General features: G+C 57.3%; 18 protein-coding genes. 15 read left to right on the forward strand and 3 right to left on the reverse strand.

The genetic code is table 11. From position 1 onward, the window contains the following. The first annotated feature begins 2 nt into the window (after positions 1–2). On the forward strand, positions 3–1,667 hold the full coding sequence (gene treC / locus ACKWMY_RS24100; RefSeq protein ID WP_409487197.1) for an alpha,alpha-phosphotrehalase: 1,665 nt from the start codon (positions 3–5) through the stop codon (positions 1,665–1,667). 500 nt (positions 1,668–2,167) lie between these two features. Continuing rightward, on the forward strand, positions 2,168–4,201 hold the full coding sequence (locus ACKWMY_RS24105; RefSeq protein ID WP_261160632.1) for a glycoside hydrolase family 3 protein: 2,034 nt from the start codon (positions 2,168–2,170) through the stop codon (positions 4,199–4,201). Between the two features lie 115 nt (positions 4,202–4,316). Here ACKWMY_RS24105 and ACKWMY_RS24110 read toward each other — a convergent pair whose 3' ends face one another. Then, positions 4,317–4,841, reverse strand: coding sequence for an NAD(P)H-dependent oxidoreductase (locus ACKWMY_RS24110; RefSeq protein WP_024529432.1), 525 nt, complete (start codon positions 4,839–4,841; stop codon positions 4,317–4,319). Between the two features lie 104 nt (positions 4,842–4,945). On the opposite strand from ACKWMY_RS24110, the gene ACKWMY_RS24115 reads away from it, so the two are divergent. The 13 genes from ACKWMY_RS24115 (at position 4,946) to phnP (ending at position 17,120) form a co-directional block, all read left to right on the forward strand. Further along, positions 4,946–5,833 (forward strand): LysR family transcriptional regulator, encoded by an 888-nt coding sequence (locus ACKWMY_RS24115; protein WP_409487198.1) that lies wholly within the window; start codon positions 4,946–4,948, stop codon positions 5,831–5,833. A 311-nt stretch (positions 5,834–6,144) separates the two neighbouring features. After that, complete coding sequence (gene nrdD, locus ACKWMY_RS24120; RefSeq protein ID WP_409487199.1) at positions 6,145–8,283, forward strand: anaerobic ribonucleoside-triphosphate reductase; 2,139 nt, start codon at positions 6,145–6,147, stop codon at positions 8,281–8,283. Between the two features lie 277 nt (positions 8,284–8,560). Further along, a complete protein-coding gene (gene nrdG, locus ACKWMY_RS24125; protein WP_098928958.1) occupies positions 8,561–9,025 on the forward strand; it encodes an anaerobic ribonucleoside-triphosphate reductase-activating protein in 465 nt (154 codons plus the stop codon). A gap of 242 nt (positions 9,026–9,267) precedes the next feature. Then, positions 9,268–9,996, forward strand: coding sequence for a phosphonate metabolism transcriptional regulator PhnF (gene phnF / locus ACKWMY_RS24130; protein ID WP_059199562.1), 729 nt, complete (start codon positions 9,268–9,270; stop codon positions 9,994–9,996). Then, a complete protein-coding gene (gene phnG, locus ACKWMY_RS24135; RefSeq protein ID WP_074028341.1) occupies positions 9,997–10,440 on the forward strand; it encodes a phosphonate C-P lyase system protein PhnG in 444 nt (147 codons plus the stop codon). A gap of 3 nt (positions 10,441–10,443) precedes the next feature. Beyond that, positions 10,444–11,025: a phosphonate C-P lyase system protein PhnH gene (gene phnH / locus ACKWMY_RS24140; protein WP_024529440.1), complete on the forward strand. Its 582-nt coding sequence runs from the start codon at positions 10,444–10,446 to the stop codon at positions 11,023–11,025. Beyond that, on the forward strand, positions 11,025–12,110 hold the full coding sequence (locus ACKWMY_RS24145; protein ID WP_074028337.1) for a carbon-phosphorus lyase complex subunit PhnI: 1,086 nt from the start codon (positions 11,025–11,027) through the stop codon (positions 12,108–12,110). Before phnH ends, ACKWMY_RS24145 begins: the two co-directional genes overlap by 1 nt. Continuing rightward, positions 12,103–12,954, forward strand: coding sequence for an alpha-D-ribose 1-methylphosphonate 5-phosphate C-P-lyase PhnJ (locus ACKWMY_RS24150; RefSeq protein WP_409487200.1), 852 nt, complete (start codon positions 12,103–12,105; stop codon positions 12,952–12,954). Before ACKWMY_RS24145 ends, ACKWMY_RS24150 begins: the two co-directional genes overlap by 8 nt. Next, positions 12,954–13,742 carry a phosphonate C-P lyase system protein PhnK gene (phnK, locus tag ACKWMY_RS24155; protein WP_024483394.1) on the forward strand — a complete coding sequence of 263 codons (789 nt, stop codon included), beginning with the start codon at positions 12,954–12,956 and terminating at the stop codon, positions 13,740–13,742. Before ACKWMY_RS24150 ends, phnK begins: the two co-directional genes overlap by 1 nt. Positions 13,743–13,755: 13 nt before the next feature. Then, entirely contained in the window at positions 13,756–14,460 is a 705-nt protein-coding gene (gene phnL, locus ACKWMY_RS24160) for a phosphonate C-P lyase system protein PhnL (RefSeq protein ID WP_409487201.1), read from the forward strand. Further along, complete coding sequence (phnM, locus tag ACKWMY_RS24165; RefSeq protein ID WP_199062516.1) at positions 14,457–15,593, forward strand: alpha-D-ribose 1-methylphosphonate 5-triphosphate diphosphatase; 1,137 nt, start codon at positions 14,457–14,459, stop codon at positions 15,591–15,593. The genes phnL and phnM overlap by 4 nt, the downstream gene beginning before the upstream one ends. Continuing rightward, positions 15,593–16,153, forward strand: coding sequence for a ribose 1,5-bisphosphokinase (gene phnN / locus ACKWMY_RS24170; protein WP_024529446.1), 561 nt, complete (start codon positions 15,593–15,595; stop codon positions 16,151–16,153). The genes phnM and phnN overlap by 1 nt, the downstream gene beginning before the upstream one ends. A gap of 217 nt (positions 16,154–16,370) precedes the next feature. Further along, positions 16,371–17,120: a phosphonate metabolism protein PhnP gene (gene phnP, locus ACKWMY_RS24175; RefSeq protein WP_261160636.1), complete on the forward strand. Its 750-nt coding sequence runs from the start codon at positions 16,371–16,373 to the stop codon at positions 17,118–17,120. Here phnP and ACKWMY_RS24180 read toward each other — a convergent pair. Together ACKWMY_RS24180 and ACKWMY_RS24185 are read right to left on the reverse strand one after the other, a co-directional pair. Further along, the gene (locus tag ACKWMY_RS24180) at positions 17,115–17,750 is read right to left on the reverse strand and encodes an NAD(P)H-binding protein (RefSeq protein WP_409487202.1); all 636 of its coding nucleotides are present in this window, start codon (positions 17,748–17,750) and stop codon (positions 17,115–17,117) included. The genes phnP and ACKWMY_RS24180 overlap by 6 nt on opposite strands. Positions 17,751–17,815: 65 nt before the next feature. Further along, entirely contained in the window at positions 17,816–18,871 is a 1,056-nt protein-coding gene (locus ACKWMY_RS24185) for a DUF1176 domain-containing protein (protein WP_211136501.1), read from the reverse strand. Positions 18,872–18,878 lie beyond the last annotated feature (7 nt).

The following is an 18,878-nucleotide window of genomic DNA, read 5'->3' on the forward strand; positions in this document are numbered from 1 at the left end:
TTATGAGCAATGTAATTCCCTGGTGGCAGAACGGCGTTATTTATCAAATCTATCCGAAGAGCTTCCAGGACAGCACCGGTAACGGCTATGGCGATCTGGCCGGGGTGACCCAACGGCTGGACTATTTGCAGGAGCTGGGTGTCGATGCCATTTGGCTAACGCCGGTCTATGTCTCACCCCAGGTCGATAATGGCTACGACGTCGCCGATTACTGCGCCATCGATCCGGCTTACGGCACCATGGCCGACTTCGAACACCTGGTGGCGCAGGCCCACCAGCGCAGTATCCGTATCGTGATGGATATGGTGTTTAACCACACCTCCACCGAGCACCCGTGGTTTAAGGCCGCGCAGGATCCTGCCAGCCCACTACGCCAGTTCTACATCTGGCGCGATGGCGAAGGTGATGCCCTACCCAACAACTGGCGTTCCAAGTTTGGCGGCAACGCCTGGCAATGGCACGCCGACAGCGGCCAATACTACCTGCACCTGTTTGCTACCGAGCAGGCCGACCTGAACTGGGAACACCCGCCGGTGCGCGAAGAGTTGAAGAAAGTGTGCCAGTTCTGGGCAGACAAAGGCGTGGATGGGCTGCGCCTTGACGTAATCAACCTGGTCTCCAAGCAGCAGGACTTCCCAAGCGATAGCCAGGGCGATGGCCGCCGTTTCTACACCGACGGCCCGCGCATTCACGAGTTTTTGCAGGAGATGAGCCGCGACGTGTTCCAGCCACGCGGCCTGATGACCGTGGGCGAGATGTCTTCAACTTCCCTGGAGCACTGCCAACAGTATGCGGCGCAAAGCGGTGCCGAACTGTCGATGACCTTCAACTTCCACCACCTGAAAGTCGACTATGCCAACGGGCAGAAGTGGACGCTGGCCGAGCCGGATTACGTCGAGTTGAAGCAGATTTTCCACCACTGGCAGCAAGGCATGCATAACCGTGCCTGGAACGCGCTGTTCTGGTGTAATCACGACCAGCCGCGCATCGTTTCGCGCTTTGGCGACGAGGGCAAGCTGCGAGTAACCTCTGCCAAGATGCTGGCGATGGTGCTGCACGGTATGCAGGGCACGCCGTATATCTATCAGGGTGAAGAGATCGGCATGACCAATCCGGGCTTCCAGCAGATCGAAAGCTATCGCGATGTGGAAAGCCTGAATATGTACGCCGAACTGCAGGCTCAGGGAAGAAACGAAGACGAACTGTTGGCTATTCTGGCCAGCAAATCACGGGACAATGGTCGTACGCCGATGCAGTGGGACGCAACAACCCACGCAGGCTTCACCACCGGTACGCCTTGGATCGCCTGTGCAGAGAACTACCCGCAGATTAATGCCACGGCGGCATTGGCCGATCGGGATTCGGTGTTTTACGCTTATCGCCATCTGATCGCCCTGCGCAAGCAGTATCCGTTGCTGACTCACGGTGACTATCAGGATCTGGCCCCGGCTCACCCGGCATTGTGGTGTTATCAACGTAGCTGGAATGGACAACGGTTGCTGGTCGTTGCGAACCTGAGCCGCGAACCGTTGGCATGGGATGCCGCTGGCGTTGAATTTTCTGAACTGTGGCGCCCACTGATAAGCAACTACATGGATGCTGCAGAACAGCCACGGGCCGGAGTTTTGCGGCCTTTCGAGGCGAGTTGGTGGCTGCTGGAGTCCTGATTGGTCGACGGGAGTTGTTTGCTACAATCCATACATAATTGTTTTAAAAACAATGATTTTGCATGGATCGAACAATGAAATTGGCGCTGGGAACACTTTCTCTGTTACTCAGCGCCAGGCAGGGGTCAACAAGCAGCGGATCACACCGCGACGCTCTGCCGTTGAATCATATATTTAACACCAAGTAACTGACCTTTATTATTCCCCGTATAAATAAGTCACCCAGTACAATTATTCATGCTTTCACTTAACTTCCTTAAATTTCTTCCTGAATCATTACTACGCTATTTCAGGCACAAAATGATCTGCATCCAAGATCAAAATGTGAAGGATATCCCAAATCGTAAATAGATTTATTTCACGCTGTAAAAAAAACATGCAATAATAGGAAAAAATTAGCTTAAAAAAATAACTACATAATAAATATAACAATTTTAATTAAATCACCAGACTGATTTTTTCCATCTGCCTTTTTACCTCTCGTGAAATGGAGCACTTTTATGACCATCAAAAGGAAGTCGATATTTATAGTCAGTGGTTTATTAGCCGCCGGATTGACCGGCTGTGACAATAATGACACCAAGATTACTCCGAGCAATCAGGCGGAGCTGGAGAGCAGAAATATTCCCACGCTTACCGTCGACGGGCTGAAATTTAAAGATCTGAATAAAAACGGCCAGCTAGACCCTTATGAAGACTGGCGTCTTGATAGCGCCACCCGCGCCCGCGACCTGACCGCCCGCATGAACGTGGAAGAAAAAGCCGGTGCCATGATGCATGGCACCATCGGCCTCAATGGTGCTGGCCGCGTCGATATCAGCGCCGCCGAAGAAGATGTTAACCAGCGCTTCGTCAACACCTTCATTACCCGTATGGCGGGCGATCCACAGCATATTTCCGCCGATAACAATGCGCTGCAGGAAATGGCCGAGAAGTCTCGCCTCGGTATCCCGGTGACCATCAGTACCGACCCGCGCAACCACTTCGTTAACGATCCTAATGCCACCAGCGTCGCGGCAGGCAGCTTCTCACAATGGCCAGAACCGCTCGGCCTGGCGGCAATCGATGATACGGCACTGTCCAAAACCTTTGGTGATATTGCCCGTCAGGAGTACCGGGCCGTTGGCATCCATATGGCGTTATCACCGCAGGCTGACCTTGCCACCGAACCGCGCTGGGGCCGTATCAACGGTACCTTCGGCGAGGATAACCAACTCGCCAAACGCCAGGTGCAAGCTTATATCGAAGGCTTCCAGCATGGTGATAAAGGCTTGACCCAAGACAGCGTCATCACCGTGGTAAAACACTTTGCCGGTGGCGGTCCACAGCTTGGCGGGTTGGATCCACACAACATCTTTGGCAAAGAGCAGGTTTACCCAGGCGAGAATCTGGAATACCACCTGGTACCGTTCGAAGGGGCGTTTGCCGCCAATGTGGCCTCGGTGATGCCCTATTACGGCCAACCGATCAACCTGTGGTACAAGGATCAGCTGATTGAAGAAGTGGGTTTTGGCTTTAATAAGCAGGTGTTGACCGAGATGCTGCGTGGCCGCTTTGGTTTCACCGGTGTAGTGCTGAGTGACTGGGGCATCCTGGAAAGCTGCGAAGGTAAATGCGCCACCGGTATCAGCGATGCCGACATCGCCGCCGGAGTCTCGCCTTGGGCTGCCGGGATCGGCATGTCGTGGGGCGTTGAGAACCTCACCCGCCAGGAACGTGTAGTGAAAGCGGTGGAAGCCGGGATCGATCAGTTCGGTGGTACCAGCGATCCCAGCGATCTGATAGAAGCCATCAACCAGCAACAGCTGCCGATCGCCACCATCGACGCTTCCGTCACACGTATTTTGCAGCAAAAGTTTGAGCTAGGGCTGTTTGAGAAACCTTACGTGGACGAAGCCAAAGCGGTGAACATTGTCGGCAACGCGGAGTTCCAGCAGAAAGGGGATGATGCACAGCGCCGTGCGCAGATCCTGTTGCAGAATAATAATTCCCTGTTGCCATTGGCGCTGAGCGGCAAGAAGGTGTTCCTGCATAACGTCAACGCTACCGTGGCGGCACGTTATGGGTTGGAAGTCGTCGCTACGCCGGAGGAGGCGGAGATCGCCATCCTGCGAGTAGATACACCGCATCAGAACGATCCGCACTACCCGTTTGGCGTTTCGGTCAACTTCGGCCAACTGGGCTTTGACGATGCCGATACCGTGGTGCTGGATCAGAAAGCTGGCACTTACAGCGGCAGTGAAGACTATCAGTTGATCAAACAGGTGAAGGCGCTCAACATTCCAACGGTGATTTCCGTTTACCTCGATCGCCCGGCGATCCTGACCAACATCGTGGATAAAACCGACGTATTGCTGGCCAACTTCGGCGCATCCGATGAGGCGGTGCTGGATGTGATCACCGGCAAGAGCAAGGCTCAGGGTAAGTTACCGTTTGAGCTGCCATCCAGCTGGCAGGCGGTGCTGGATCAGAAAGAGGACGTGCCGCACGATTCTGTCGATCCGCTGTTCCCAATCGGCGCAGGTATTCTGTAATACGGCCCCTCACCCCAACCCTCTCCCAAAGGGAGAGGGAGTAGCCCGAGCTCGGTTGCCACACCTACCACCGAGCAGCAAACTTCGGTGTTAAGTGTTCACGATGTCCCCGAACTTAAAAACTCTGTACCAGTTTCACTACCTTCGTCGCTTCCTGTGCCAACACTTCATCACTCATATCAAATACGCCCTGCACCAGGTGTGGCGGCAGGTAATCCATGCCAGTCAGGTTAGCGACGGCGTTAAATGGCCGCAGCAGGTCGGCCACCGGATAGCGGTTATACCCTGCCGGTGAATAGGCCTGCGCATTGCCCCCGGTGCTGACCACCAGTTGCAAAGGCTTACCTTGCAGTTGGGTACCTTCGCTGCCATAGGCGAAACCGTGGGTTAATACCGCATCCTGCCATTCGCTGAGGATCGCCGGTGAGCTGTACCAATAGAACGGAAACAGCATCACCACCACATCGTGCGCCTGCAACAGTTCCTGCTCGCGGGCCACATCAATCTGGTAGTCAGGGTAAACGCGCATCAGTTCATGCACGGTGACGTTAGGTAAAGGACGCAGCGCCTCGATCAGCGCCTTATTGATACGGGAATCGTCAGGGAAACGGTGAGCGGCCAACACTAAAATACGCGACATGGGGAAATCCTTGTGTATCGAAAGTAAGCCATTTTTTCATTTCCTGCGTTTCCGGTGTAGTCTGTAAACAGTCACATTAACTTCAACCTAAAGTATCAACCACTATGTCGCTGCCGATTGACGTGCACCGCCTGTTGCCGGCGTTTCTCAGCGCCGCTCAAACACAAAACTTCTCCGCCGCTGCACGCCAGCTGGGCGTGACCCCGGCAGCGATCAGCAAAAATATCCGCGTGCTGGAAGAGAAGCTGGCGCTGCGGCTGTTCCAACGCAACACCCACAGCGTGGTACTGACTGACGAAGGCAAAGCCCTGCTGGAGCAGGTGGCTCCGCTATGGCAAGCGCTGACCGCCACGCTGGAGCTGGCCGGGGGCGCACAACTCCCTCCTGCCGGTAGCGTTCGCGTCAGCATGATCCCAGGCTTTGGCCGCCAGGTACTGATGCCGCTGATCCCTGAGTTTTTACAACGCTACCCGATGATCGATCTGGATCTGTCGCTGGATGCCCGGGTGGTGAATCTCGTCGGTGAAGGTTTTGAGGTGGGCATCGGCAGCCAGGTCGATCCCGATAGCCGGCTGGTGGCACGCCCGCTCTACCCGATGCAGATGCTATTGGTCGCCTCCCCCGGTTACCTTGCCCAACATGGCACACCGCAGGTGTCGGAAGATCTGCTGCAACATAGCTGCCTGCTGCACCGCAATCCTGCCACCGGGCGAAATGTAAAATGGCCACTGGCACACAAAACGCTGGATCTGCATGGCCGCCTGACTGCCAGCAGCCCGGAGATGTTGCTAGATTCCGCGCTGGCCGGGCTGGGCATAGCTTGCCTGTCGCGCTGGTATGTGGAACAACATTTTGCCCAGGGAACCTTACTGCCAGTGCTGCAAGATCACTGGCCAAAACCCACGCAAATCTGGCTCTACTATGCCTCGGCAGATCTGCCACCACGGGTGCGCGTCTGGGTCGATTTTTTACTGGCGCATTTTCGCCGCTAATCGGCATGATGCGATCGCAATCACGCTTTAACGATCTTTCGGATAATCGGCATTTTCCATTCAAGCCGCTGATAGCAAGGGTTACAAATATTCCTGTAACGGGTAACTGTACAGGGTTCAAACTGCTCCCCCCATTCTTTGACCCACGTCAAAAAAAGCGGCACCACACCCATATATAGTGCCCATAGAGATTCAATCAACTATATGTAGTAGTTATCCACAATATCATCCACACCCTCCGCAGCCCTTGCGCCCTGCGGTTTTGCCCTGTGGATAAGCCGACGCTCCCCCATGGGGACAGGAGTTACAACGTGAAACCAGTAGTGATTAAACGGGACGGTTGCCAGGTATCTTTTGACGAGATGCTGATCAAGCAGGCCATCGAGCGGGCCGCTTTGGCCGCTGACGTTGTCGATGCCGACTACTGTGCTACCGTCGCCCGCGTGGTCGCTCAACAGATGGAAAACCGACCGCGTGTCGACATCCACGAAATCCAGCAGGCGGTAGAAAACCAGCTGATGTCTGGCCCGTATAAGCAACTGGCACGTACCTACATCGAATATCGCCACGATCGTGACGTCTCGCGTGAGCTGCGCGGGCGGTTGAATCAGGAAATTCGTGGTCTGGTGGAACAAAGCAACGTCGCGCTGCTCAATGAGAACGCCAATAAAGACAGCAAGGTGATCCCTACCCAGCGCGATCTGCTGGCTGGTATCGTTGCCAAGCACTACGCCAAACAGCATATCCTGCCGCGCGACGTGGTGCTGGCGCATGAGCGCGGCGAAATCCACTATCACGATCTCGACTACTCACCGTTCTTCCCGATGTTCAACTGTATGCTGATCGATCTGAAAGGCATGCTGACCAACGGCTTCAAGATGGGTAACGCCGAGATCGAGCCGCCGAAGTCGATCTCCACCGCCACTGCCGTGACCGCGCAAATCATCGCCCAGGTCGCCAGCCACATTTATGGCGGCACCACCATTAACCGAATCGATGAGATCCTGGCCCCCTTCGTTACCGAGAGCTTCCACAAGCATCAGCAGGTAGCGCAGCAGTGGCAGATCCCGGACGTGGCTGGCTATGCGATGACCCGCACCGAGAAAGAGTGCTACGACGCCTTCCAGTCTCTGGAATACGAAGTCAATACCCTGCACACCGCCAACGGCCAGACGCCGTTTGTCACCTTCGGTTTCGGCCTGGGCACCAGTTGGGAATCGCGCATGATCCAGCAGTCGATCCTGAAAAATCGTATCGCCGGGCTGGGTAAAAACCGTAAAACCGCCGTGTTCCCGAAACTGGTCTTCGCTATCCGCGACGGCCTGAATCACAAATTTGGTGACGCCAACTACGACATCAAACAGTTGGCATTGGAATGTGCCAGCAAACGCATGTATCCGGACATTCTCAATTACGATCAGGTGGTCAAGGTCACCGGTTCGTTTAAAACGCCGATGGGTTGCCGCAGCTTCCTTGGCACCTATGAAGAGAACGGCGAGCAGATCCACGATGGCCGCAACAATATCGGCGTGATCAGCCTGAACCTGCCGCGTATTGCTCTGGAAGCTCAGGGTAACGAAGAGCGCTTCTGGCAGTTGCTGGATGAGCGTCTACTGCTGGCCAAGAAAGCCCTGATGACCCGCATTGCCCGCCTGGAAGGCATCAAGGCCCGCGTGGCACCGATCCTGTATATGGAAGGAGCCTGCGGCGTAAGGTTGAAGGCCGACGACAATATCGCGGAGATCTTCAAGAACGGCCGCGCCTCGATTTCGCTGGGCTACATCGGCGTGCATGAAACCATCAACGCACTGTTTGGCGCAGAAAAACACGTGTACGACGACGAGAAACTGCGCGCCAAAGCTATCGCCATCGTTGAGCGCCTGAAAAACGCCACCGAAAGCTGGAAAGAAGAAACCGGCTACGGCTTCAGCCTATACAGCACACCAAGTGAGAACCTGTGCGATCGCTTCTGCCGCCTGGATACCAGCGAGTTTGGCGTAGTCGCTGGGGTGACAGACAAGGGTTATTACACCAACAGTTTCCACCTCGACGTGGAGAAAAAGGTTAACCCGTACGACAAGCTGGACTTCGAGGCACCGTATCCACCTTTGGCCAACGGCGGTTTCATCTGTTACGGCGAATACCCAAACCTGCAGCACAACCTGAAGGCGCTGGAAGACGTGTGGGATTACAGCTACACCCGCGTGCCTTATTACGGCACCAACACGCCGATCGATGAATGCTACGAGTGTGGCTACACCGGTGAGTTCTCCTGCACCAGCAAGGGCTTCACCTGCCCGAAATGTGGCAACCATGATTCGGCAAAAGTGTCGGTGACCCGCCGCGTGTGTGGTTATCTGGGCAGCCCGGATGCCCGGCCGTTCAACGCCGGTAAGCAGGAAGAGGTGAAACGTCGGGTGAAACACCTGGGCAATGGGCAGATCGGCTAACTATCGCGAATGACCCCTCACCCTAACCCTCTCCCACAGGGAGAGGGGACCGAATGTGCCACTCTTAACGACAGCATTCGTCCTCAACATAGTCTAGCTACAGATTAACTTCTGCATCTAAGCACAACATCGGGCCAGTTCCCTCTTACTAAAGGAGAGGCTTGAGATGAGTGGATGTGTCACAGGTGACTTCCATACCTGACCACCGCACCGTACCAGCTCCCTCTCCCTGTGGGAGAGGGTTGGGGTGAGGGGCAATATAAAAGAACGCAATACTATGAATTTTCACCAGTATTATCCTATCGACGTGGTCAACGGCCCCGGCACCCGCTGCACGCTGTTTGTCGCAGGCTGCGTGCACCAATGCCCCGGTTGCTATAACAAAAGCACCTGGCGGTTGAACTCCGGCCTGCCGTTTACCCAGCAGATGGAAGACCAAATCATTTCCGATCTCAATGACACGCGTATTCCACGCCAAGGGTTGTCGCTGTCCGGTGGCGATCCGCTGCACCCGGCCAACGTCGCCGCCGTATTGCAGTTGGTCAAGCGAGTACACGCCGAATGCCCCGGCAAAGATATCTGGCTGTGGACCGGTTATAAGCTGGATGAACTGGATAGCGAGCAGATGCAGATCGTCGATCGGATTAACGTGTTGATAGACGGCAAGTTTGTGCAGGATTTAAAAGACCCGGCGCTGATCTGGCGCGGTAGCGCTAATCAGGTGGTGCACAAGCTGCGCTAGTTTGTCCGGTTTGGTGCAGCGTACGCTGCGCCCCCTTCTTCCCTTTCAAAATATCACCCCGTCCTAACCCCACACACCATCATCTCCCTGTCCCAAATAGTTCATCAGTTCGCCACCTACGCGTCACCTGATTGTCATCTGCCCCCGGCAACATTAGCCCAACTTTGTTACCGAGTGCCGATCATGAATGCTATCGCCGCTTTTTCGCTTTCTCCCCCAACCGAAGTGCCGAGGTATTAGCTATGACGCACTTATCTAGACATCCGACCAGTTATCCCACCCGATATCAGCAGATCGCCGCCCAGCTGGAGCAGGAGCTGTGCAGCCAATATCGCTGTGGAGATTACCTGCCATCAGAACAACAGCTTGCCGAGCGTTTTGAGGTCAATCGCCACACGCTGCGCCGCGCCGTAGACGAGCTGGTAGAGCGCGGTTGGCTGCAGCGCCGCCACGGCATCGGCATTCTGGTGCTGCTACGCCCGTATAACTATCCGCTGCACGCCAATACCCGCTTCAGCCAGAACCTGTTCGAGCAGGGCAGCCACCCCACCAGTGAGCGCTTACTTGCTGTTTTACGCCCGTGCAATGGGCATATCGCCAGCGCGCTCAACCGTGAAGAGGGGGAAACTATTATCCACTTACGCACCCTGCGCCGGGTGAACGGCGTTCCTCTCAGCGTGATCGACCACTATCTGCCCGATCTGGACTGGTGGCCCGCCTTACAACAGTTCCACAGCGGTTCGCTGCATGAGTTTATCCAACAGCAGATCCACCAGCCGCTGACACGCCGCCAAACCCGCATCAGCGCACGACGTGCCCAGGCCAAAGAGAGCCGCCTGCTGGAGATCGCCACCCATGCCCCCTTGCTATGCGTGCGCACCCTAAATACCTGTATCGGCAGCGATTTGGTGGCGGAATACTCCGTCAGCCTGGCGCGCGCCGACATGATCGAACTGACGATGGAGCACTGAATGCAATCCTTACAGCAGAGACAACGCTGGATGTCGGTCCTGGCGCATAGCCAACCCGCCCAGTTGCGCAGCCACTGGCAGGCGCTGAACCTCAACCCAAGCTACCAGCGCCTGCGCGCCCCTGAAATTGGCCTGACACAGCTGCTAGGACGGATGGGAGCGACCGGCCGCCGCTTTGTGTTGGGCGATATGACCGTAACCCGCGCCGTGGTGCAGTTGGAAAACGGTGCCCAAGGCTACAGCTACGTAACCGGGCGTGACAAAGAGCATGCCGAACTCTGTGCGCTGATCGACGCCTTGCTACAACAACCCGCCAACCATGAATTGCTACAGCTTCAACTGATCGAGCCCCTGGCCGCACTGCAACAGGAGCAGCGCCAACTGCGCGCCCGTGCCGTAGCTGCCAGCCGGGTAGACTTCTTTACGCTGGTGCGAGGGGATTAAACCATGACGTTATTAGCCGGCTTTGACCAGCCGATTGAGCAATCCCAGTCTGCTTTCCGTTTGATTTTAAAGGCGTTGAGTGAACCTGGCGTGATTGTTGAACTGCCTGGTTGCCCGACATGGGGTGCGCTGAACGCCGCCAGCACCGCCGTGATACTGACGCTGGCGGATCAGGAAACCCCGCTTCAGCTCTGCTCCACACTAAATAGTGAGCAAGTGCTAACTAACATTCGTTTTCATACCGGTGCTCCGCTGGCTACCCGGCAGGAAGATATCCAACTTGCGGTATGGGATGACCAGTTACGGCCTGCCGAACTAAGCGCTTTACCCCACGGCAGTGAAGTCTCACCGGAGTTCGGTGCCACGTTGGTAGTGCAAATTGCCGCATTGGCAGGCAGCCACACACTGCGCCTTTCCGGCCCCGGCATTGAAAAACAACGGGAAATCTCCCCGCCGTTGCCAGCTGCACTACGGGCTTATCTACTCGAACGGCCTCAGCGCTTCCCGCTGGGCCTGGACATTATCTTGACCTGCGGTGAGCGCCTGATGGCGCTACCAAGAACCACCCGCGTGGAGGAGTGCTGATGTACGTTGCGGTGAAAGGGGGCGAAAAGGCCATCGAGGCTGCCCATCAATTACAGGAAAATCTGCGCCGGGGTGACGAAACTGTCCCAGCGCTCAGTGCAGAGCAAATCGGTGAACAGCTTGGCCTGGCGGTTGACCGGGTAATGACGGAGGGCGGTATTTACGATCGCCAACTGGCTGCACTGGCCATCAAACAGGCCAGCGGCGATCTGGTAGAGGCTATTTTCCTACTGCGCGCCTATCGTACCACCCTGCCGCGCCTGGCCGTCAGCGAACCGCTGGTTAGCGAGAACATGCGGCTTGAGCGGCGCATCTCAGCGGTTTACAAAGACTTGCCTGGCGGCCAGGTGCTCGGCCCGACCTACGACTATACCCACCGCCTGCTGGATTTTGCGCTGTTGGCCAACGGTGAAACACCTCCGGCACCACAGGCCGATGAGCCGCTACCAGAGAGCTGCGCCCACGTGTTCGACCTGCTTAATCAGCAACGGTTGGCGCTGGCAGAAGAAGATGACGGCAGCACTCCGGACGATATTACCCGCAACCCGCCGGTCTATCCCTGCTCCCGCTCGGCGCGCTTACAGCAATTGGTGCGTGGCGATGAGGGCTTTCTGTTGGCACTGAGCTACTCCACCCAGCGCGGCTATGGTCGTAACCATCCGTTCGCTGGAGAGATCCGCAGCGGTTACGTTACCGTGGAGATCGTGCCGGAAGAGTTGGGTTTCGCCGTCGATATCGGCGAGATCCTGCTGACTGAGTGCGAGATGGTGAACGGTTTTGTCGACCCGCAGGACCGGCCACCGCACTTCACCCGTGGCTATGGGCTGGTATTTGGCCGCTCGGAACGTAAAGCCATGGCGATGGCGCTGGTGGATCGCGCCCTGCAAACCGCCGAGTACGGCGAAGACGTTGCGGGCCCGGCGCAGGACGAAGAGTTTGTGCTGGCGCATGCCGATAACGTGGAGGCCGCCGGTTTTGTCTCCCACCTCAAGCTGCCGCACTACGTCGATTTCCAGGCTGAACTGGAGCTGCTTAAACGCCTGCAGCAGGAATTTGCCGCTCTTCAGGAGAATCGCCATGAGTGAAGTATTGACCGGCTATAACCTCGGTTATCTGGATGAACAAACCAAGCGCATGATCCGCCGCGCCATCCTCAAGGCGGTGGCGATCCCCGGTTATCAGGTGCCGTTTGGTGGCCGTGAGATGCCGATGCCTTATGGTTGGGGCACCGGTGGCATCCAGATCACCGCCAGCATCATTGGCCGTGCCGACGTGCTGAAGGTTATCGACCAAGGTGCCGACGACACCACCAACGCGGTCTCTATCCGCCGTTTCTTCCAGCGCGTAGCCGGGGTTGCTACCACCGAGCGCACGCCAGAAGCTACGCTGATCCAGACCCGCCACCGTATTCCGGAAACGCCCTTACAGGCGGATCAAATCCTGATTTATCAGGTGCCCATCCCCGAGCCACTGCGCTTTATCGAACCGCGTGAGACCGAGACGCGCAAGATGCACGCGCTGGAAGAGTACGGTGTGATGCAGGTGAAGCTGTATGAAGATATCGCCCGCTACGGCCATATCGCCACCACCTATGCCTATCCGGTGAAGGTTAACGATCGCTATGTGATGGACCCTTCGCCGATCCCAAAATTCGATAACCCGAAGATGCACATGATGCCCGCATTGCAGTTGTTCGGGGCCGGGCGTGAAAAACGCATTTACGCCCTGCCGCCGTTTACCAAGGTGGAAAGCCTGGACTTTGACGACCATCCGTTCAGCGTGCAGCAGTGGGAAGAACCTTGCGCTCTATGCGGTTCGCACCACAGCTATCTGGATGAGGTGGTACTCGACGACCAGGGCAGCCGAATGTTCGTCTGTTCAGACACCGATTTCTGCCAGCAACAACTCAACCAAGAGGTATCGCACTGATGACTTCCGCTCCATTGAGTGCCACGCCGTTGCTGACGGTCGACAACCTCACCCACCTTTACGCGCCGGGCAAGGGTTTCAGCAACGTGTCATTCGATATTTATCCCGGTGAAGTGCTGGGCATCGTCGGCGAATCCGGCTCGGGTAAAACCACGCTGCTCAAGTCGATCTCCGCCCGGCTGGCCCCGCAACAGGGGCAGATCCTTTACCGCCCACAACCGGGACAACAGCAGGATCTGTACGCGATGGCAGAAAGCGATCGCCGCCGTCTGCTGCGCACCGACTGGGGAGTGGTCCATCAGCATCCGCTCGATGGTCTGCGGCCACAGGTGTCTGCTGGTGGCAACATCGGTGAGCGCCTGATGGCGATCGGCCAGCGCCATTACGGTGATATTCGCCAGCAGGCCAAACAGTGGCTGGAAGACGTGGAGATCCCGGTTTCTCGTCTGGATGATCTGCCCACCACCTTCTCCGGCGGTATGCAGCAGCGCTTGCAGATCGCCCGCAATCTGGTGACCCATCCCAAGCTGGTGTTTATGGATGAGCCGACCGGCGGGCTGGACGTTTCCGTGCAGGCGCGCCTGCTGGATCTGCTGCGCAATCTGGTGGTGGAAATGCAGCTGGCGGCGGTGATCGTCACTCACGATCTGGGGGTCGCACGCCTGCTGGCCCACCGTTTGCTGGTGATGAAGGAAGGTGAAGTGGTGGAAAGCGGTCTGACCGATCGGGTGCTGGACGACCCGCACCATCCGTACACCCAACTGCTGGTCTCTTCGGTTCTGTCGTAACGTAGGTGAGATAATGACAATTAAAATCCGGGTTGAACACCTGAGTAAAACCTTTGTCCTGCACCAACAGCACGGCACCCGCCTGCCGGTTTTGCAGGATGCCAACCTGACCGTCAGCAGCGGCGAATGCGTGGTGCTGCATGGCCACTCTGGCAGCGGGAAATCCACCCTGCTGCGCTCGCTGTATGCCAACTATCTGCCAGACAGCGGCAAAATCTGGATCCATCACCAAAACGACTGGCTGGAGCTGGTTCAGGCCGAAGCTCGTCAGATCCTGTCGGTGCGCCGCCACACCATAGGATGGGTCAGTCAGTTTCTACGGGTGATACCCCGCATCAGCGCGCTGGAAGTGGTGATGCAGCCGCTGCTGGAATCCGGCGTTGAGCGTAGCGAATGCCGTGAACGCGCCGAAGCCCTACTCAGCCAGCTCAACGTGCCACAGCGCCTCTGGCAATTGGCCCCTTCGACCTTCTCCGGTGGTGAGCAACAGCGGGTGAATATCGCCCGTGGCTTTATCAAGGATTACCCCATCCTGCTGCTTGACGAGCCTACCGCCTCCCTCGACAGTCGCAACAGCGCGGCGGTGGTAAACCTGATCGAACAGGCCAAACAGCGTGGCGCAGCCATCGTCGGTATTTTCCACGACGAAGGCACCCGTCAGCAGGTGGCAGACCGTTTACATACCATGCAGGCCCCACAGGTTCTGGAGACGCCATGATTATCAATAACGTCAAGCTGGTGCTGGAACACCAGATCGTTGCAGGTTCACTGGAAATGACCGATGGCGTGATCCGCAGCTTTGCCGATACCCCAAGCCAGCTACCGCAGGCGCTGGATGGTGAAGGCGGCTGGTTGCTGCCCGGGTTGATTGAACTGCATACCGACAATCTGGACAAGTTTTTCACTCCGCGCCCCAACGTGGACTGGCCAGCGCATTCGGCCATGAGCAGCCACGACGCGCTGATGGTCGCCAACGGCATCACCACGGTGCTGGATGCGGTGGCGATCGGTGACGTGCGCGACGGTGGGCACCGGCTGGAAAACCTGCAAAAAATGATCGACGCGGTGATCTACAGCCAGCGAGCCGGAGTGAACCGGGCCGAACACCGGCTCCACCTGCGCTGCGAGCTGCCCCATAGCAGCACCCTGCCACTGTTCGAACAGCTGATGGATAAACCAGGCGTGTCCTTGGTGTCGCTGATGGACCATTCGCCAGGCCAGCGACAGTTCGCTTCCCGTGAGAAATACCGTGAATACTACCAGGGAAAATATCACCTCAATGACCAGCAGATGAGCGAGTTTGAGGTAGAGCAGATCGGTCTGTCCGAACGCTGGGCCACACCGAACCGCGAGGCGATCGCCGCCCACTGCCGGGCACGCAATATCGCCCTGGCCAGCCACGACGACGCCACCGCCGAACACGTCAGCGAATCCAGTGCGCTAGGCAGTGTGATTGCCGAATTCCCGACCACCGAAGCGGCAGCCCGGGCTTCACATCAGCAAGGTTTGCAGGTGCTGATGGGCGCGCCGAATATCGTGCGCGGGGGCTCACACTCCGGCAACGTTGCGGCACATCATCTAGCGGCCCTTGGCGTGCTGGATATCCTCTCTTCCGATTATTACCCTGCCAGCCTGTTGGATGCGGCGTTTCGTCTGGCAAACGACGATCGCAACGCGTTCAGCCTGCCGCAGGCGGTACAACTGATCACCCGCAACCCTGCACGGGCGTTGGGCTTGAAGGATCGTGGCCTGATCGCCGAGGGGTTGCGCGCAGATCTGGTATTAGCCAGGCCGCACGGCGAGCATATCTACGTGCAAAACGTCTGGCGCCAGGGCAAGCAGGTGTTCTGATGGCCTATCTCATCTACCTGATGGGCCCGTCCGGAGCAGGCAAGGACAGCCTGCTCGAACGGTTACGGGCCGCCACCGGTGCCGGGCCGCTGGTGGCGCACCGTTACATCACCCGCCCGGCCAATGCTGGCTGCGAGAACCATATCGCCCTGAGCGAACAGGAGTTTCTGCGCCGCCGCGCCAAAGGATTATTCGCCCTGGACTGGCAGGCGCACGAACACCATTACGCCTTTGGTATCGAGGTCGATCTGTGGTTATTGCAAGGGATCGACGTGGTGGTCAACGGATCCCGCGCTCATCTGCCACAGGCGCTACAACGCTACGGTGCCCAACTGCTGCCGGTCTGCCTACAGGTATCCCCACCGGTGTTGCGTAAAAGGCTGGAACAGCGCGGGCGGGAAAACGCGATACAGATCGAGCAACGGCTGGCGCGGGCGGCTGACTATCAGCAGACCCTACCGATTGGCTGCCACCTGTTGGATAACAATGGCGATCTCGGACATACCCTCGACGCATTGCTGGCCTTAACCGAAAAACAACCACAGGACACGCTGTCATGAGGTGAGCAGTCAAGTTTGAGCACAGTGACGCCCCTCACCCTAACCCTCTCCCAAAAGGAGAGGGGACAGAACGTGCCACAAATTAACTTCCGAACCTGTCTTCAGCTCCGTATCGGTTGGGATTGATGGAGCGCTCAATGCACCAAAACGGCACCGTACCAGCTCCCTCTCCCTTTGGGTGAGGGGAGATCCATACCGTCAACAAGAGGAAACCAACATGCAACTGACCTTTCTTGGTACCGGCGGGGCACAACAGGTGCCCGCCTTTGGCTGCGAATGCCTGGTGTGCCAACGGGCGCGGCGTGAACCGGCATTTCGGCGGCGACCGTGCAGTGCGATGATCAAATTTGAAGGGGAAACGACGTTGTTGGACGCGGGATTGAGCTCGTTGGAAAGGCGTTTTGCGGCGGGGGAAATTCAACGTTTTTTACTGACACATTACCACATGGATCACGTTCAGGGGTTATTTCCTTTGCGCTGGGGGTGTGGAAATGCGATCCCGGTCTATGGCCCGGCAGATGAACAGGGCTGTGACGACTTGTTCAAACACCCCGGTATTCTGGCATTCCAACCCCCGCTACATCCCTTTGAAACGGTTGAACTAGGCGGGCTAAATGTCACGCCGTTGCCGTTAATCCACTCCAAACTCACCCACGGCTATCTGATCCAGGCGGCAGGCAAAACCCTGGCATACCTGACCGACACCGTCGGCCTGCCGCCAGAAACCACACGCTACCTGCAACAGGTCACTCTCGATTTACTGGTGTTGGATTGCAGCCTGCCGCCGCAGCCACAGACACCGCGTAATCACAACGATCTGCCCCGTGCGCAGGAGATCCAGCAACGCTTGCAACCACGGCGTACGCTGCTGACGCACATCAGCCATCACCTCGATTTATGGTTGATGGCCAACGAACTGCCGCCCGGCATGGAGCTGGCATTCGATAATCTCTGCGTTGAGCTATAAACGGTGCGAGCAGTGCAACTGGTCGGATTCTAAAATCTTGACCCCGCTGCCTGGGCTGAAGGCCTGTGTCAGCAACGTTTGCGCCACGTCTTTGGCGGCAACGCCCTTCCATTTGCCTGGCAGCAGGCCAAACAACGGTTGACTGAGTCGCTCCAGCAAACGCGGCTCAGCACGAGAACCGAACAACATTGAAGGGCGTACCAACGTCAGGCGTGGCCAGTTCTGCTCACGCAGCGCCTGCTCCATCTGCCCTTTGGTGCGGTTATACAAGAATACAGAGCCTGGATTAGCCCCAATAGCGCTCACTACCAGGCAATGCTGTGCACCAAGGCGCTGCCCGGTCAGGGCCGTTTCAACCACTAACTGATAGTCGACGTGGCGGAATGCCTCTGCGCTACCAGCCTGACTGCGCGTGGTACCCAGGCAGCAGAATACCGCATCCACCGGCTGTGTCAGTTGCGTCAACAACTCGTGTAGATCGCTCCCGACCGGGTTATGCAATTTGGTGTGTGGCGGCAGCGCCTTACGCGTAGGAGCAATTACCGAAGTGACCTGACTATCTGCCAACAGCAGACGCAACAGTTCACTCCCCACCAGCCCGCTGGCGCCTGTGATCAGTACCCGTGCCATATGATTTCCCCCTCACCTCTGTATGCTCAAGGCACAAAACTGCCCGTGGAGACTCTCTGGGTCCCTTACTGCGCCGCTTTCACCTCAGCGACGTACGTCGGTAAATCCCAGGTTCCGCCCGCATGGATTAAACGGCACAGGCCGGTGGTGGCCTCGTTGCTTTGACGGAACGCCGTGCCATCCCATACCCAACTGGCGGTAGCCCAGCAATCACCCAATCCACGCCCCTTTTGCCCCATTGAGATTATCCCTTCATCATAGCCAGAGCCGGAATTGGTCACCAATACCGGGGCCTGCTTCAGGGCACTGTCGATCACCCAATAGCCGTAACCTTCGTTATAGGCCGCCCGCCAACACACGGCGGTTATCAGGGCATGATCATTGCCGAGCGGGGTCAGCGTGATGCCATCCTCGCTTGCGCCGTCATTATCCTGTGGGGACTGCATGCGGTCGCAATCATCCGGTTTCAGCGTCGCCAGCAGTTTGGGAGTCAGCGCGGCGATCTCGGGTGCCGTAAGCGGGCGTTCTTCCGCCTTGGGCACCTTCACTGCCTGGATCACCGGGGCAGGAATAGCGGCTGGCACGCTGCTTTCCGGCTTGTCGCCTTTTTTAGTCAGGGCACCAGGCGTGCCGATACGCCCCTGCACATCATCCATCTTCAATAAGGTGGCCGAAGCCCCATCGCCTGACAGCACGAAAGGTGCGGGGCCGCCTTTAAATTCAACCGTGCCGCTGCCTTTGATTGCGCCGATCAGTGCCAGAGTCTGGCTTGCTGACAGGTTCCAGTTTCCATCCTTGGTCGGTTTGAGCGCCCCCGCCGCCTTGCCGTTGATCCACAACGTCAGCTTTGCCACCGGGGCTGAGTCACCCCCTTCGTAATCCGCCAAGGTCACTTCCCCCGTTGGGACGGTGCCAGGGCCAGCAATGCGCGTGAGCAGCACCGAGCCGTTCGAATCGCTTGGCTCATCTTCATTAGCGTAGCCCGCCGCGCGACAGGTATTGGTGTTGTCACAGGCCAGTTCCCAGTTCTTATGGCCAAAGGAAACGCCGCTGTCTTGCGCCATCGCCGGGGAAACCAATGCCGCCAGTAGCGATAATGCGGCTATCTCGGTGTTTTTCATGCCATCG

This window comes from Serratia sp. J2, from assembly GCF_046269175.1.
Taxonomy (GTDB): Bacteria; Pseudomonadota; Gammaproteobacteria; order Enterobacterales; family Enterobacteriaceae; genus Chania; species Chania fonticola_C.